General features: G+C 63.5%; 18 protein-coding genes. 6 read left to right on the top strand and 12 right to left on the bottom strand.

What is annotated here, in order from left to right; genetic code table 11:
• Positions 1 to 32: 32 nt before the first annotated feature.
• Entirely contained in the window at positions 33 to 548 is a 516-nt protein-coding gene (locus O1Y97_RS12995; RefSeq protein ID WP_318761295.1) for a BA14K family protein, read from the top strand.
• Positions 549 to 663: 115 nt separating this feature from the next.
• Complete coding sequence (locus tag O1Y97_RS12990; RefSeq protein ID WP_318761294.1) at positions 664 to 957, top strand: PilZ domain-containing protein; 294 nt, start codon at positions 664 to 666, stop codon at positions 955 to 957.
• 87 nt (positions 958 to 1,044) lie between these two features.
• On the opposite strand, the gene ilvC is transcribed toward O1Y97_RS12990, so the two are convergent.
• From ilvC to O1Y97_RS12960, 6 genes are all read right to left on the bottom strand, one after another.
• Positions 1,045 to 2,064: a ketol-acid reductoisomerase gene (ilvC, locus tag O1Y97_RS12985; protein ID WP_108607697.1), complete on the bottom strand. Its 1,020-nt coding sequence runs from the start codon at positions 2,062 to 2,064 to the stop codon at positions 1,045 to 1,047.
• Positions 2,065 to 2,089: 25 nt separating this feature from the next.
• Positions 2,090 to 2,743 carry a TetR/AcrR family transcriptional regulator gene (locus O1Y97_RS12980; protein ID WP_183260465.1) on the bottom strand — a complete coding sequence of 218 codons (654 nt, stop codon included), beginning with the start codon at positions 2,741 to 2,743 and terminating at the stop codon, positions 2,090 to 2,092.
• A 243-nt stretch (positions 2,744 to 2,986) separates the two neighbouring features.
• Complete coding sequence (locus tag O1Y97_RS12975; RefSeq protein ID WP_318761293.1) at positions 2,987 to 4,090, bottom strand: OmpA family protein; 1,104 nt, start codon at positions 4,088 to 4,090, stop codon at positions 2,987 to 2,989.
• 52 nt (positions 4,091 to 4,142) lie between these two features.
• Positions 4,143 to 5,405 (bottom strand): FAD-dependent oxidoreductase, encoded by a 1,263-nt coding sequence (locus O1Y97_RS12970; protein WP_318761292.1) that lies wholly within the window; start codon positions 5,403 to 5,405, stop codon positions 4,143 to 4,145.
• A gap of 85 nt (positions 5,406 to 5,490) precedes the next feature.
• On the bottom strand, positions 5,491 to 7,407 hold the full coding sequence (locus tag O1Y97_RS12965) for a potassium transporter Kup (RefSeq protein ID WP_108607695.1): 1,917 nt from the start codon (positions 7,405 to 7,407) through the stop codon (positions 5,491 to 5,493).
• A 105-nt stretch (positions 7,408 to 7,512) separates the two neighbouring features.
• Positions 7,513 to 8,253 carry a pyridoxine 5'-phosphate synthase gene (locus O1Y97_RS12960; RefSeq protein WP_108607694.1) on the bottom strand — a complete coding sequence of 247 codons (741 nt, stop codon included), beginning with the start codon at positions 8,251 to 8,253 and terminating at the stop codon, positions 7,513 to 7,515.
• Positions 8,254 to 8,380: 127 nt separating this feature from the next.
• Between O1Y97_RS12960 and O1Y97_RS12955 the strand changes: the two genes are divergently transcribed.
• Both O1Y97_RS12955 and O1Y97_RS12950 read left to right on the top strand, forming a co-directional pair.
• Positions 8,381 to 8,779 (top strand): SpoIIAA family protein, encoded by a 399-nt coding sequence (locus tag O1Y97_RS12955; RefSeq protein ID WP_199914467.1) that lies wholly within the window; start codon positions 8,381 to 8,383, stop codon positions 8,777 to 8,779.
• A 47-nt stretch (positions 8,780 to 8,826) separates the two neighbouring features.
• A complete protein-coding gene (locus tag O1Y97_RS12950; protein WP_318761291.1) occupies positions 8,827 to 9,699 on the top strand; it encodes a hypothetical protein in 873 nt (290 codons plus the stop codon).
• A gap of 9 nt (positions 9,700 to 9,708) precedes the next feature.
• Here O1Y97_RS12950 and O1Y97_RS12945 read toward each other — a convergent pair whose 3' ends face one another.
• The 5 genes from O1Y97_RS12945 to nthA all read right to left on the bottom strand — a co-directional run bounded on the left by O1Y97_RS12945 (position 9,709) and on the right by nthA (position 13,201).
• Positions 9,709 to 10,836 carry an ATP-dependent DNA helicase gene (locus O1Y97_RS12945; RefSeq protein WP_318761290.1) on the bottom strand — a complete coding sequence of 376 codons (1,128 nt, stop codon included), beginning with the start codon at positions 10,834 to 10,836 and terminating at the stop codon, positions 9,709 to 9,711.
• 72 nt (positions 10,837 to 10,908) lie between these two features.
• A complete protein-coding gene (locus O1Y97_RS12940) occupies positions 10,909 to 11,559 on the bottom strand; it encodes a hypothetical protein (protein WP_318761289.1) in 651 nt (216 codons plus the stop codon).
• Between the two features lie 22 nt (positions 11,560 to 11,581).
• Positions 11,582 to 11,938: a nitrile hydratase accessory protein gene (locus O1Y97_RS12935; protein WP_199914466.1), complete on the bottom strand. Its 357-nt coding sequence runs from the start codon at positions 11,936 to 11,938 to the stop codon at positions 11,582 to 11,584.
• A complete protein-coding gene (gene nthB, locus O1Y97_RS12930) occupies positions 11,925 to 12,584 on the bottom strand; it encodes a nitrile hydratase subunit beta (protein ID WP_318761288.1) in 660 nt (219 codons plus the stop codon). The genes O1Y97_RS12935 and nthB overlap by 14 nt, the downstream gene beginning before the upstream one ends.
• Positions 12,581 to 13,201, bottom strand: coding sequence for a nitrile hydratase subunit alpha (gene nthA / locus O1Y97_RS12925; RefSeq protein WP_318761287.1), 621 nt, complete (start codon positions 13,199 to 13,201; stop codon positions 12,581 to 12,583). Before nthA ends, nthB begins: the two co-directional genes overlap by 4 nt.
• A 97-nt stretch (positions 13,202 to 13,298) precedes the next feature.
• Between nthA and O1Y97_RS12920 the strand changes: the two genes are divergently transcribed.
• The gene (locus O1Y97_RS12920) at positions 13,299 to 14,579 is read left to right on the top strand and encodes an SDR family oxidoreductase (RefSeq protein WP_318761286.1); all 1,281 of its coding nucleotides are present in this window, start codon (positions 13,299 to 13,301) and stop codon (positions 14,577 to 14,579) included.
• 3 nt (positions 14,580 to 14,582) lie between these two features.
• Positions 14,583 to 15,056 carry a DUF2269 family protein gene (locus O1Y97_RS12915; RefSeq protein ID WP_318761285.1) on the top strand — a complete coding sequence of 158 codons (474 nt, stop codon included), beginning with the start codon at positions 14,583 to 14,585 and terminating at the stop codon, positions 15,054 to 15,056.
• On the opposite strand, the gene O1Y97_RS12910 is transcribed toward O1Y97_RS12915, so the two are convergent.
• Positions 15,057 to 15,653, bottom strand: a complete 597-nt coding sequence (locus O1Y97_RS12910; RefSeq protein ID WP_108607684.1) for a LysE family translocator — start codon at positions 15,651 to 15,653, stop codon at positions 15,057 to 15,059. It abuts the gene before it with no gap.
• Between the last annotated feature and the right edge of the window lie 91 nt (positions 15,654 to 15,744).

Raw genomic sequence — 15,744 nt, 5'->3', positions numbered from 1 at the left:
AGCCTTTGGGATTCGGATATCAGGAGACCACCATGAAACTCTCATCCTTCGCACGTTCAGGGCTTGTGGCACTCGGGCTCGTCACCGGCCTGCCCTTGGCGGCTTCGGCCGGCCCCATTAACCTCGGCCAGGTGCATTCGACCGCCCCGCAGGCCGTGCCGAATGTCATCCCCGCCCAGAGCCATTTCTGCCCGCCCGGCACTGGCTGCTACGCGCGCCGCGACGGCTGGCGCGGAGACAGGGGACGCCACGGCAACTGGCGCGGTGATCGTTGGCGTGATGACTGGCGCTGGCGGAATCGTCCGCACAGGCGCCATTGGCGCGGCGGCACCGGGATCTATCTGAATTTCGGCATCCCGGCCTACCGTTACTACGAGCCGCGCTACTACCAGCCACGTTATGTCCAGCCGCGCCGTGTCTATCGCGGCGGACTGTCTTCGGTGCATGTCCGGTGGTGCTACGACCGCTACCGCTCGTACCGCGCCTGGGACAACACGTTCCAGCCCTATAACGGGCCACGCCAGCAGTGCTGGTCGCCCTATAGCTGACGCACTCGGCTGCGGCGCCAGCCAGATCGGCGCCGCGGCAAACCTCATATTTACACGTCCGTGCTACGGCGTCCGCAGCGCGCGGTCGTTGACCGCACACGCATGGACCTGACGAATGAGCGACGACGCAGAAAACAACAACCGGCGCGAGCATCGCAATCGCGTGCTCAAGGGCGCCACCATCATTACCGGTGTCGCCAATTCCGAAATCAGCGTCACGGTGCGCAACATGCACCAGAACGGCGCCGAGTTGCGCGTCAGTGCCGACGCACGCGTCCCCGAGCGCTTCCTGCTCTATGTTCCGGTGGACGGCATCGGCTACCGCGCCGTCGTGCGCTGGCGCAAGAACGACCGCGTCGGCGTGCAGTTCGAGGGCACCGAGCCGAAACCGGCCTGGCACTACGGCTGAACAACCAATTCATGGGCACCAGCAATAAAAAAACGCCGGCGGATCGCTCCGCCGGCCTTTTCCTTGCAGCTGTCGCTGCAGGGCTTCTTAGTTCTTGGCCTTGTCGACCAGCTGGTTCTTGGCGATCCAGGGCATCATCGCGCGCAGCTTGGCGCCGACTTCCTCGATCTGGTGGCTGTCGTTGTTGCGGCGGATGCCCTTGAAGCGGGCAGCACCCGAACGGTATTCCTGCATCCACTCCGAGGTGAACTTGCCGGTCTGGATGTCCTTGAGGACGCGCTTCATCTCGGCCTTGGTCTCGTCGGTGATGATGCGCGGACCGGTCACGTACTCGCCCCACTCGGCGGTGTTCGAGATCGAGTAGTTCATGTTGGCGATGCCGCCTTCATAGATCAGGTCGACGATCAGCTTCACTTCGTGCAGGCACTCGAAATAGGCCATCTCGGGGGCATAGCCGCCCTCGACCAGCGTCTCGAAGCCGGCGCGGATCAGCTCGACCAGGCCGCCGCAGAGCACGACCTGCTCACCGAACAGATCGGTCTCGCACTCTTCCTTGAAGTTGGTCTCGATGATGCCCGAGCGGCCGCCGCCGACGCCGCAGGCGTAGCTGAGGCCGAGGTCGAGCGCATTGCCCGAAGCGTCCTGGTGAACGGCAACCAGGCACGGCACGCCGCCGCCCTTCTGGTATTCGCCGCGCACGGTGTGACCCGGGCCCTTCGGCGCGACCATCAGCACGTCGACGGTCTTCTTCGGCTCGATCAGGCCGAAATGCACGTTGAGGCCGTGGGCGAAAGCGATCGCAGCGCCGTCACGGATGTTCGGAGCGATCTCGTCGCGATAGATGTCGGCCTGCAGTTCGTCAGGCGTCGCCATCATCATCAGGTCGGCCCACTTGGCGGCTTCCGCGACCGTCATCACCTTGAGGCCGTCGGCCTCGACCTTCTTGGCGGTCGCCGAGCCGGCCTTGAGGCCGACGACGAGTTCCTTGGCGCCCGAATCCTTGAGGTTCAGCGCGTGCGCGCGGCCCTGGCTGCCATAGCCGATGATGGCGACCTTCTTGCCCTTGATCAGATTGAGATCGGCATCACGATCGTAATAGACACGCATTGGGTGGGTTCCTTCCCGGTTTAGATTAGAGGGCCTTGGGCCCGGTTTTCGCTCCGTGGAGAGCAAGAAACTGCTGCGTTGCGCGCGCGGCATCGCCGTCGATCCCCGCATCAGTCAATTCCAGCCGGTCGCCGAGCAACAGACGTATCTGCACGTCCCGCGCAACCAGCCCGAAAAAGGTCCGGAACGCCTCTTCGGCGTCGTCGAATTCGAGAAGCCCCGCCTCGCGGCCGGCTTCCAACACCGGCTTGAGCCTGCGGCCAAGCGCAAAACGGCCGCGCTCGAGCACGATGGCGCCAAGGTCGCGCTTGTCCGAGCCCGCATGCACGACCGCAACGCGATTGAGCGCGACCGACGTGTCGCTTGAAATCACCCTAAGCCAATCGGAGGCAAAGCGCTCGAGGCTGGCGGTCAGTGAGACGAGGTCAAGGCCCTTGCGGTCCACCGGCGGCACGCGCACCTTCGAGGCCTGCCATTGCACGGTGGCCGTCAGCAGTCCGTCACGGTCGCCGAACCATTTGTAGAGCGTTTCCTTGGAGCAGCTGGCACGCCGGGCAACGGCGGTCATGGTCAGCCGGTCACCCTCTTCGACGAGCAGGCGCAGCACCGCATCGAGCACGTCCTGCTGACGCGCCGTCGGCCCCTCGCCTTCCATCATCTCGGTGACTGCCTGCAGCATCTTCGCCTGCCGTGGATCTCGGTCCGGCTATCCTCACAAGAGCCGTACCGTACGTTACGGTTCGGCTTATGCCGTAAATTTCATGGCCTCGCAATGGGCAAGTTCGCCCATGTCCGAATTTTGTCGTCGGCCACGAAATTTGGATACACCCGTCCGCCACCAGCAAGACGGGTGACAGCGCAATCGCACAACGCTGCGTTTATGCGCCAGCCTCTATCCGACGTTGCTCAGCAGTGCCGAAAACTAGTTCAGCTTAACCAGCGCCACGCGGCGGTTCTTGGCCCGTCCTTCGTCATTGTCGTTGCTGGCGACCGGCGCCATCATGCCGGCGCCTGCCGCCGTCAGACGTCCGCCGTCGATGCCGAATTGCGAAACAAGAGCCGCTTTCACCGCAGCGGCGCGGCGATTGGACAGGTCGATGTTGTAGTCGAACTTGCCCTGGTTGTCGGTGTGGCCGACCACGGCCACCGCAAGTGCCGGATCGTCGCCCAGCAGCTTGGCGATCTCCTTCAGCGTCGGCTCCGACTCGGGCTTGATGTCGGCCTTGTCGGTGTCGAAAAAGATGCCGTAGAGCGCAATTCCGCCGCTGGTCGACAATGAGTCCGCCATCTTGGCGGCTTCCACCAGCACCATCTTCTTGTCGCGCGCCTTGGGCTCCAGCACGTGGACAATGGCAACCGTTCGCGCATTCAGCTCCTTGCAGTAGAGGTCATCGAGCAGCTGGAAGGTCTGCACCGTGACATAAGCGTCGCCGCCGTCGCGCGGAACCTTGGCGGTGAAATAGCGCTGGTCGGCGACCCCTGACGACGCCACACAGGCGGCGTTCGAGAACGCGTCGACGCCGAGGTCGCTGTCGTAGAAGAAGTTCATCATCAGGCTCATGTCGCCGCCGCCGCTGGAAGCCGAGCGCGAGGCGTCGCCACCGCATTCCTCCTTCTTGCATTCGAACACCACCTCGCCGCCGGCGGCCTGCACCACGTCTTGGTAGTTGCGCAGCACCTCGAGCGGCGAACGGCCGTCCGGCAGCACATAGAACAGGCGGGTGAGCGATCCCTCGACCTCTTCCGCCTTCTCCGGCTTGAACACCCGGTTGTTGTTCTTGTCGCGCTTTTCCGGATCTGGGTCCGCCTTCAGCGGCGCCAGCGGCACGCTGAAATCCGTATAGTCGAGCTTCTGGTGGTAGACGATGAACGAGCCTTCATAGCGTTTGGCAAGCGCATTGTCGGCGGCTCCCTCGATGTCGGCGGTGGGAACCGTCGCATCCGCCAGCACCGGCATGCAGCCCAGGGCGAGCAGAGCCATGGCCGCCACCGCCTTTCGAATTCCAAGCAGCATGAGTCCCGACATCACAGCCCCCTCGGTTGAATGTGACGCAACGTAACCACAACCGCAGCGCGGCTCAAGCCGGGATCCGGACAGCTCTTTCTTCGCCGCTATTCATCCAATCCGTCTCCTTGAGGCCGGCGGGGCCAAACGGGTCGATCAGCGTGCCGGCAACGATCGAAGCCAGAAGCTGCGGCGCCGGCGGGATCCTGGCAACTGTCGCCACCAGCCGATCGCGCAGGAGTGGCAACAGCAGCAAGTCCGACTGGTAGAAAGGCGTGAAGGCCAAGGACAGCGCCTGGAACAGCCTGACGTGCCAGCGTCGCGCCCGAACATAGAACGCAAGCGCCGCATCCATGTCGCCTGCCTGCCTCAATGCATGGGCGAGTGCCGCCGCATCGAGCAGAGCCATGTTCGCGCCCTGCCCCAGTTGCGGGCTGGTCGAATGCGCGGCATCGCCAATGACGGCAAAGCCGCGTGCCGCAGGTTGTGCCAACGTGTGGTGGCCATAGCGGGCCAGCGTCAGCTGATCGAAATCCTCGATCTGGTCGAGATAGGCCTGGCACTCCGGCCACAACCTTGCCACCTCGGCCTTCCAGGCAGCCAGTCCTTGGGCTTGCACGCGTTCGGCCTCGGCCGGCTTCAGGCTCCAGAAGAACGCCGCCATCTTGCGCCCGTCCGCTTCCGCGCGGCCGATGGGCAAAACACCGATCATAACGCTGGCGCGACGATAGCGCTGCGTCAGTGCATTTTCGTCGAATCCTTCGCCACACCAGTCGAGCGACGCCCAGAACGCGCCATAGGCGAGCGGTTTCGGCTCGCCTTCGAGGCCCGCGCTGCGGCGCAACTTGGAGCGCGAGCCGGTCGCGTCCACGACGAGGTCGAACGATCCGAGGCCACGCCCAGCCGCATCAAGCAGCCGCGGCTGTTCGCCAGGCTCCACCGCATCGAGGTCGACGTCGGTAACGATCTCGATGCCAGCGCGTCGAGCCGCGCGATAGAGTGTGCCGAACAGCGCCGCGCGATGGACGGCGATGCCGAAACGCCCACCTGGCCGGGCGTCGTAGCGCACGTCGAGCACAGTGCGCCCGCTCTTGGCATCGGTGCCATGCAGCCGGTCGATGCGGCTGCCAAGTGTCGAGATTTCGCCGAGCAGGCCCAGATCGTCGAGCACGGTCAGTCCTGTCGGCTGCAAGATAAGGCCCGACCCAACCGGCCTCGGCTCGGCGAAGCGTTCGAAAACGGTGACGCGATGACCATCACGCTGCAGATAGAGTGCCGCAGCGAGCCCGGCCGGCCCGGCACCGGCAATTGCAATGTGAAGATTTCGACCGTTCATGCGTCACCCCATCCGCAGCAAAGGTTCACGGATGGGCCGTGCTTGGCAATGCTTCACTTCGCCGTAGCGGTGCTCAGTCCAGGCCTCAGATCGACACCTGGGTACCGACCTCGACCACACGCCCGGTCGGAATCTGGAAGTACTCGGTCGCGTCGGCTGCCGTACGAGCCAGCCCGATGAACAGCCTGTCCTGCCACACCGGCATGCCGGAATTGGGCGACGCCTTGAGCGACCGCCGCGACAGGAAGAACGACGTCGTCATGATGTCGAACTTCCAGCCCTGCTTGCGGCAGATGGCCAGCGCCTTGGGGATGTTCGGCTGTTCCATGTAGCCGAATTTCAGCTTCACGCGCATGAACAGCTCGTTGACCTGTTCCATCTTCACCCGTTCGCTGTCGGGGACGATGGGCTGCTGCGCCGTCACCACCGACAGGATGACGTTCTGCTCGTGCAGCACCTTGTAGTGCTTGAGGCTGTGCATCAGCGCGGTCGGCGCGCTGTCGGGATCGCTGGTCAGGAACACCGCTGTGCCGGGCACCAGATGCGGCTTCTTCTTGATCAGGCTGCCAGCCAGGAAGTCGAGCGGGATTTCGTTCTTGCGCGTCTTGTCGAACAGATAGCGGCTGCCGCGCACCCAGGTCCACATGATCAGGATGATCGTGAAGGCGACCGCCAGCGATGCCCAGCCGCCCTCGAAGACCTTGACGATGTTGGAAGCGAAGAAGCCGATGTCGATCAGGCCGAATATCGAGATCGCCACGACGACGGCGGCGACCCGCCAGCGCCAGATGCGCAGCATCACCACCGAAAGCAACAGCGTCGTCACCAGCATGTTGCCGGTAACCGAAATGCCGTAGGCCGAGGCGAGCGCGCTCGATTCGCCGAAGCCGACGACCAGCAGCATCACCACCAAAGCCAAAAGAAGGTTGACGCGCGGCATGTAGATCTGGCCCTGCGTCGTCTCCGACGTGTGCTGGATGACCAGGCGGGGCAGCATGTTGAGCTGCACGGCCTGGCGTGTCAGCGAATAGGCGCCGGTGATCACCGCTTGGCTGGCGATGACGGTCGCGGCCGTTGCCAGCACCACCATCGGCACCAGCATCCAGCCCTCGTTCATTTCAAAGAACGGATGGCCCACCGTGCCGTCATGCGAGAGCACGAAGGCGCCCTGGCCGACATAGTTGAGCAGCAGGCAGGGAAAGACGATGCACAGCCAGGCCAGCACGATCGGCCTGCGGCCGAAATGGCCGAGATCGGCATAAAGCGCTTCGGCGCCGGTCACCGCAAGGAAGATCGCGCCGATGGTGACGAACGACACCTCGGGCTGGTTGACCAGGAACTGCACGATGTAGATCGGGTTGACCGCCAGCAGGATTTCCGGATCGTCGGCTATGTGGACAATGCCGGAATAGCCGATGGCCAGGAACCAGACCAGGGTGATCGGCCCGAACACGATCGCCACGCCGCCACTGCCGAAGCGCTGGACTGAAAACAGCGCCGCCAGGATCACCAGCGTCAGCGGCACGACGTAAGGCTGGAACGCCGGCGTGACGACATTCATGCCCTCGACCGCCGACAGCACCGAAATCGCCGGCGTGATCACCGCATCGCCGTAGAACAGTGCGGCGCCGACCATGCCGAGCGCCAGGATGATGCCCGAGCGCTTGGGCAGGCTGCGCCGCGCCAGCGCCATCAGCGACAGCGTGCCGCCCTCGCCCCGGTTGTGCGCCCGAAGAACGAACATCACGTATTTGACGGTGACGATGATGGTCAGCGCCCAGATGATGAGCGACAGCACGCCGAGAATGTCTTCGCGGGAAGCGACCTCGCCGCCCGCCGACGCCACCAGGGCCTCGCGGAACGCGTAGATCGGGCTCGTGCCGATATCGCCGAAGACGACGCCGAGTGCGCCGAGCACGAGAATCCTGATGTCGTGGGAATGACCGTCCGTCTGGACCGGCTGCCCGCTCGCGTTCGCCTTGTCAGGGCCGGCATCGGTCATGGACAACTCTCCGTGAAGCCGCGGGGCTCTACGCTTGCTGCAGCGCAAAAGCAACAGCTGTTTTGCGACAGCTAATGTTCCGCCCTAGCAGTCGGCATATGCCTTCTACCACCCGCAGGCCTTCAGATATCGCTTGATCGTGCCGGTCATTCCGTATTCCAGCGCGTCTGCCGTCAGGCCATGGCCGATGGACACTTCGGCCAGCTTGGGGATGCTGCGCGTCAGCTGCGGCAGGTTGTCGACGACGAGGTCGTGACCGGCATTGACCGCGAGACCGGCAGCGATTGCCGCATCTGCGGTTTTAGCAAGTATTTCCAGTTGCTTCGCTGCCCCGGCCAGATCATCGTGACACGCGCCGTATGGCCCGGTGAACAGCTCTATCCGGTCCGCGCCCGTGTCGCGGGCAGCGTTGACGCCGGAAGGGTCGGCATCGGCAAACAGGGAGACGCGGAAGCCGCCCTTCTTGAGCCGTGCCACCACCGGCTTGAGCAGACCCGCTTGGGTGACAAAGTCCCAGCCATGGTCGGAGGTCGCCTGCGACGGATCGTCCGGCACCAGCGTCACCTGTTCCGGCTGGTGCTTCTCGACCAGTTGGAGGAAGTCTTCGCTCGGATAGCCTTCGATGTTGAACTCTGCCTTTGGAAATTCGTCGTCGATCAGCGCCCGGATCTCGGGCACGTCGGAAAAGCGGATGTGGCGCTGGTCCGGACGCGGATGCACCGTCAGCCCATGCGCACCGGCGGCAAGTGCCAGGCGGCCGAGGCCGGTGACACTAGGCCATGGCAGGTCGCGCCGGTTGCGCAGCATGGCGATGGCATTGACGTTCACGGAGAGCTTGGCGGGCATCGGCAACTCACGGCAAATCTTGAGACGAACGCACCTAACACGCCTTGGCCGGGAACAGAGAGCGCTTTTATGTGTTCCAATGACGTTGCGGCCAAAAACCGCCAGACGGCCATCGAGGAGGACACCAATGAAATCCATGGATGCCCCGCCGCCTTTCCGGCGCATCGACACCGACAACAACGAGGTCTTTGCCTTCGAGATCGTCGGCCATTTCACCCAGGCCGACATCGAAAACGCCTATGGCCTGCTCGACGCGGCCTATGAAGGCCACGACAAGATCGACGTTCTGCTGCGCGCGACAGGATATGACGGCTTCGACTGGTCGGCGCTTTTCGATCCCCTTACCTTCAAGGGCAAGATGAAGGCGCTGCATCACATCAGGCGCTATGCGCTGGTCGGTGGCCCTGCCTGGATGGGACCGGTGGTCGGCCTGTTTGCGCCGCTCACCTCGATCGAAACCAGGCATTTCGCCGACGCCGACGAAGCCGAGGCGTGGAAATGGCTTGGCGCAAGCCCGATCGAATAGCCTGCGGTCATACTCCAGTCACAGCCGCGCGCCAGACAGCCTCCATCATGCCCAACATCCGCATCATAGATTCGATCACTGCACCCGGCTCCATCAGCCGCGCGAACGAGGACAGCGCCGGCGGCAATGCTACATGCGCCTTCGTCATCGACGGCGCCACCGGCCTCGGCGGAGACAGCCTCGTCGGCCTGCACGGCTCCGACGCCGCCTGGCTGGCCCGGTTTGCCCAAAGCACGTTCGAAGAGCTGGCCCGCAACGGCCGCCCCATGACCGATGTCGTGCGCGAGCTCAATCAACGCGCTGCCAATGTCGTGCACGAGGCGGCCCCTGCGCTGCCGATCGAGCCATGGAACCTGCCGGTGGCAAGCTTCCAGATGGTCCGGATCGAAGGCGACGACATCGTCACCCACGGCCTGGGCGACTGCCGGCTGTTCCTGCTCGGCGCCGACGGCAGCACCTTCAGCACCAGCGCCATCAAGGGTGCCTCCGCCCAGGAGCGCGACGGCGCACGCACAGCCATCGCTCATGCGGGCGGATTTGCCACTCATCAGGCGTTGGCCGATGCGCCGGGCGTGCGTGAGGAGCTGCGGCGCCACCGCGCCGCCTACAACCGCCAAGGCGGCTCCGTCTGGACGCTCGGTATCGAGCCGTCTGCCGCCGAGCACCTTGTCACCGAAAGGCTCGAGCCCTCGCTGCCGGCCAGGGGTCTGCTCTGCAGCGACGGCTTCGCTGCTCTCGTCGACCAATATGGCCGCTACGACATTGCAGAATTTGTCGGCGCAGCAAACACTGCAGGCCTTGCTCCGCTGCTTGCAGAATTGCGCCACATCGAATTGACCGAAGACCCCGACGGCAAGCAGTTCCCCCGTTTCAAGGTTAGCGACGATGCGACTGCAGTTCTTTTCGAGATCGTTGCCTGACGGCGAGCACTACCGAACGATCGTTAGCTGTTCGGCCGCACGGGTGATCGCCGTGTAGAGCCAGCGCTGGCGCGTGTCCTTGAAGGCCCAGCTCTCGTCGAACAGCACGACATTGTTCCACTGCGAGCCCTGCGCCTTGTGCACCGTCAGCGCGTAGCCATAATCGAAGTCGTCGTAGCGTTTCTTGGTACCCCAGGGGATTTCTTCGTCCGGGCTCTCGAACACCTGCTTCAAAAGCTTGATCTTGGCCAAGCCGCGATCGGGATCGTCTTCCTCCGGCGACACTAGAAGATTGATGCCCGGCTTCACCGTTTCGCGCGACGAGGTCATCACCTTCCACAACGAACCGTTGAGCAGGCCCTTGGCCGGGTCGTTGCGCAGGCAAACCAGCTTGTCGCCAGCTTGCGGGTAACCGGCTGTAAAACCCTTGAGCTCGCGCAGCCGCTGATTGTAGCGCTTCCGCGTCCGGTTGGTGCCGACAAGCACCTGGTCGGCGCCCAGCACCAGATCCTGGTTCACGTCTTCCTTGCCGATCACCTGGGCAGTGCCGTAGTCGCCGCGCATGAACTCGCGGCCCTCGCGCACGTCGAGCGCCAGTCGGATGATCGGGTTGTCGCGCGCCTGGCGGTGGATTTCGGTCAACAGGAAGTCCGGCTCGTGCTCGGTGAAGAAGCCGCCGCCCGAGATCGGCGGCAGCTGCGCAGGGTCGCCCAGCACCAGCACCGGGGTGCCGAACGTCAAAAGATCGCGGCCGAGCTGCTCGTCGACCATCGAGCATTCGTCGATCACCACGAGCTTGGCCTTGGCGATCGGACTTTGGCGATTGAGCGAGAACGTCGGCGACATCGAGGTCTTGCCGGTCGCCTCGTCGGCAACCGCCTCCTCGCCCTTCGGCCGGTAGATCAGCGAATGGATGGTGCGCGCATTGGTGGCGCCCTTCGAGCGCAGTACCTGGGCGGCCTTGCCGGTGAAGGCAGCGAACTGCACCTGGCCGTCGACATGCTCGGCGAAATAGCGCGCCAGCGTCGTCTTGCCGGTGCCGGCATAGCCGAACAGCCGGAAAACCTGCGGCTTTCCCGATTTGAGCCAGCGCGCCACGGCCTGCAGCGCATCGTCTTGCTGAGGAGAGAATTCCATGGGTTTGACTGACAGGATTCGGCGGCGAAGGGCAAGGGATTTGCCGGTTCAGTCGAGTCCGTTCGGGGAAAATCAACTGGCCTGCAACGCCCGGCCTGCCGCACACCCCATCAGATCAAGATTGCGATAAATGGTCTCTGGAACCCTAAAGAAAGCTGTGTCCCGATAGCTCCAGATGAATACATCGCCATCCTTGCGATAGACTGCATGAACATCGAACTGAAATTCCTCTCCAGCGATTGCAACCGAAGAAGAGAAAAATCGACTGTCGAAGCAGTCGGCATTCGCGGCGTCGACGGCGGCGCTCATCAACTGGCTTGTTCTCACCTCCGCCGATAGGACGAAGAAAAAAAGAAAAGCGAAATTCGCCACCAGCAATTTCCACGACAGCGATTCCAAAGGCTCCGCCCGATGCACAAGAATTCCTGCAACAACCGCGCAAGAGAGGCCAGCCAGAAATGGCAGCCAAACGAAGCCCCAGTATTTGAAGTAATATCCCGGCAGCAAAAAAAGTAACGGCGGGAACGCAAAACCACCAAGAAACTGGAAGTTCCAGAGCGAGGCTGCGGCCCAAAAAAACCAAACGGTGGCAACAGCTCCAAAAAATCTACCCAATACCTGCCCCAGATGAACGCAATGCAGACCGCTGAATATTCCAAAACTATGACAGCATCTTACCGAAAAGTCGCCGAATACAAGGAGGGATTGCGGCGAGCCTATCAAATTCAGGTATCCGGCAGGAAGCTCAGCGTTTTGCCGGATCGTTCTCCAGCAGGATCGGCTGGCCATGCGGCGTGGCGTGCGCGGCACGTTCCCAGGCCGCGGCAACCGCATCGACCTCGTCGCGCCGGGCGAGCCCCTTCTCGGCCGTCAGGCACTCCAGGGCGGCCAGCCAACGCGCGTAGTAGTCGCTGCCATCAGCGGCGGCACCTGGCTTTTTAACCTCCGCCGAAAGCCGTTCGGCCCATTCCGCCCAGGTAAATAGGCCGCGCTCATGCAACGCCACCACCATTGCGAAAGCCTCGGCCTGCCACGGCTCGGCAAAGACCGGTGCATCGAGCCCCTCGGTCCCAACCGCTAGCCGCACCTCATGCTGGTTCAAGATAGCTCTCCCAGGCGTCTATGCTGACCTCAAGCGTCGGATCAGCCCCCTCGCCCCACAATTCGCCTGCGGTGAAAGCCACCGTATAGAGCCATTGCGGGTTCTCGCCGCGGCCATGCGCGTTGGTATCGGGAAAGACAAAACCTTCGCGCACCGCGTCGATCACCCCCTCCTTGCCGCGGGCATAACGCGGCAGGCGGGTATGGCCGGTGGGGTGAAAGTTCCTGGTCCGCACGCGTTGCCCGACCGCAAACCGCACCGGTACGGCGACCGGTCGATCGCAAGGCCCGCCTTTCGCCAAAACGGCCGGTACATTCTCCGCTTTCAGCACCCGCTTGGGTGTCGCTGCCGGATCGACGGCATCACTCGCCGCGAGGTCGTTGGCTGTCACGAAGTTGTGCCGTTTGACCAGTTGTTCCAGCGCCTTGATCCAGATTTCGTAATAGCTCGACGCATAATAATCGGCTGGATGCAGGCATTCCCGCGCATGCCGGCTTTCGTCGATGTTCCAGGCACCCATGGCGCCTGCCGTCAGCGTCACGCCCAGCGCCCGCTTTTCCCATTCGGAATGGAAATAGGGTTCGTCCTTTTCGGGCGCCACCGGGCCAAAACCCATCTGCCCGCCGAGATCGTGGGGGCCGTTCATGCCGCCTCCCGCGCGACGCCGGTGCCGATCATCGAATCCCGCGTCACCAGGTCGGCCAGCCGCTCTTCGCTCCAGCCTTCGGTGCCCGCCGGCCGCTGCGGCACGACGAGATAGCGCAGCTCGGCGGTCGAATCCCAGACGCGGATCTTCTTGTCCTTGGGCAGCGAAAGTCCGAATTCTTCCAGCACGCCGCGCGGATCGATGACCGCTCTGCTGCGATATGGCGGCGCCTTGTACCAGACCGGCGGCAGGCCGAGCACCGACCAAGGGTAGCAGGAGCACAGCGTGCAGACGACGAGATTGTGGGTCTCGTCGGTGTTGAACACCGCCTGCATGTGCTCGCCCTGGCGGCCGGTGAAGCCGAGCGAGGCGATCGCCGCGGTCGCGTCGCGCTTCAACCATTCGGTGAAGTCCGGTTCGCTCCAGGCCTTCGCCACCACGGCGGCACCGTTGCGTGGTCCCACCTTGGTCTCGTAGGTATCGACGATGACGTCGATCGCCGCCGGATCGATCAGCCCCTTGCGGGTCAGGATCGTCTCCAGCGCCCGGACCCGTGCCGTCATCGGGTCGAGCTCGTTGTCGTGATGGTGATCGTCATGGTGGTGATCGTGCGACATGGCGAAAACCTAAGCCCGCCCGCTTCGCCGTGCAAGCCGCCAGCCTTGGGCCAGGACGGATTTGCGCCACAGCCCACGCGCCCGCTATCGTTGCTCAATGCGGGTTTTGATTCTGGGCGGTAACGGCTTTGTCGGTGCGGCGGTGGCAAGGTCGCTTGCCGCCCGCGGATTTTCCATCGTTGCCCTGGCGCGCGACACAAAGGTCGCTTCCCGCCGATATCCCGATTTCGGCTGGGTCCAGGCCGATATCGCCAGCCTGTCGCGGCCCGAGGACTGGCGCTTTCTCCTGTCCGGCATCGACGCCGTGGTCAATTGCGCCGGTGCACTCCAGGATGGTCCGCGTGACAATGTCGCCGCCCTGCAATATGTCGCGATGAAAGCGCTTTATCAGGCCGCCGCCCCCTCGCTACGCATGTTCGTCCAGATATCGGCGCGCACCGATGGTGTTGCATCCGAAAACCCATTCCTCGCAAGCAAGCGTCAGGCCGATGCGGCGCTTGAGGCATCCGGCCTGCCCTTCGTCTTCCTCCGCCCGGCGGTGATCGTCGGCCGCGCGGCCTATGGCGGTTCCGCACTGCTGCGCGCCCTGGCCGCGTTTCCACTCGTAACACCGCTGGTCCTTGGCCAAAGCCCGATGCAGTTCGTCTCGCTCGACGACGTCGCCGAGACGGCGTTCGACGCTCTGTCCGGCAATATCCCGATCGGCAGCGACCTCGATCTCGCCGCACCGCAAACCCTGTCGCTCGCCGATGCCGTTGCCATCCACCGCAGGTGGCTTGGCCTGGCGCCAGCGCGCACGCTCGACTTGCCAGGCGTCTTTGCCCGCCTCACCGCCCACGCCGCCGATATGCTCGGCCGGCTCGGCTGGCGATCGCCGCTGCGCTCGACGGCACTTGAAGTCGCAGCCGGCGGTGTGATCGGCCATGCCGTTGATCTCGGCCGGCGCTTCGGCTCGCTCGACGAGACGCTGTCCGCAAATCCCGCCGGCGTTCAAGATCTCTGGTTCGCCCGGCTCTACCTGCTCAAGCCGCTGACGTTCGCTGCGCTTTGCCTGTTTTGGCTGCTATCGGGCATTGTGGCGCTGCTGCGCTTCGACGCGTCGTCGGCGCATTTGGTGTCAGCCGGTGCGCCAGCCGCGATCGCTCCAGCCATCACGCTTGTAACCAGCCTGGCCGACATCGCCCTCGGGCTCGGCGTTGCCTATCGTCGATACGCCGGATTGGCGTTGAAAGGCATGATTGCCCTGTCCCTGGCCTATCTCGCGACAGCAACCGTTCTTTCCCCACATCTCTGGACGGATCCGCTCGGCCCGTTGGTCAAGGTGCTGCCGTCGATCGTGCTTGCGCTGGTCGCGCTTGCGATCCTGGACGAGCGTTGAGCCATGGAAGAATTGCTGCGCCTCGTCCACGTCCTTGGAGCCGCAGTGTTGTTCGGCACAGGGGCCGGAATCGCCTTCTTCATGGTGATGGCCCATCGCACCCGCGACGCTGCGACAATTGCCCATGTCGCCGGAATCGTCGTCATCGCCGACACCGTCTTCACGGCGACCGCTGTCGTCCTCCAGCCGATCACGGGCGCCTTGCTGGCGCATGAAGCCGGCTGGTCGTTGAGTGAAAGCTGGATTGTGCTGTCGCTCGCGCTCTATGTGCTGACCGGCCTGTTCTGGCTGCCGGTCGTGTTCATTCAGATCGAGCTGCGCAATCTCGCTCGTTCGTCCGCCACCACGGGCGGGGCATTGCCGGCGAGCTATCTCCGCCTCTATCGCGTCTGGTTCGCCTGCGGGTTCCCCGCCTTTTTCAGCGTCATCGCCATCTTCTGGCTGATGCTGACGAGGCCGGCGATCGAATTTTTCTGATCACTTCAGCATCGGCCACAACGTCGCCGCCAGCAGCAGTCCCATGGCGATGTTGAACCATTTCAGCCGCACCGGATCGGCAAGGAAGCCGCGCAACACCATGCCAAATCCGGCCCAGCTCGAAACGCTCGGCAGGTTGACAAGGGCGAATGCCCCGGAGATCAACAGCACCGACAGGAATGGCGATTCCGGGCTGGTATAGACGGCCATGGCAGTCACCGCCATCACCCACGCCTTGGGATTCACCCACTGGAATGCCGCCGCCTCGAGAAACGTCATCGGCCGCGCTTTGGCCTCGCCGTCCTTGCCGAGCGAGCGCGACATGCCGATGCGCCATGCGAGATAGAGCAGATAAGCGCCGCCGGCGATCTTCAGGCCGCCATGCAGCATCGGAAAGGCCGACAGCACGGCCCCGAGGCCGAAGCCGACGCCGAGAAGTAGCGTCAGGAAACCGATGCCTATGCCCAGCATGTGCGGAATGGTGCGCACGAAGCCGAAATTCACGCCCGAGGCCAGCAGCATGAAATTGTTCGGCCCCGGCGTGATCGAGGTCACGAAGGCATAGACGAGCAGTGCCAGGAATGCGTCGTACGACATTCGTTTTCCCTCTTTTTAAGTCAGTATTATTGACCTTATTTGTCGTTTCAAAAAAATCCAGATCGGCTTGATGACTGGGCCAGCGCTCGTG

Origin of the sequence: Aminobacter niigataensis, assembly GCF_946995915.1 — a bacterium.
In the GTDB taxonomy this organism is placed as follows: domain Bacteria; phylum Pseudomonadota; class Alphaproteobacteria; order Rhizobiales; family Rhizobiaceae; genus Aminobacter; species Aminobacter niigataensis.
Note: the sequence above shows the minus strand (reverse complement) of the source record. Positions and strands in the feature narration are given on the sequence as shown.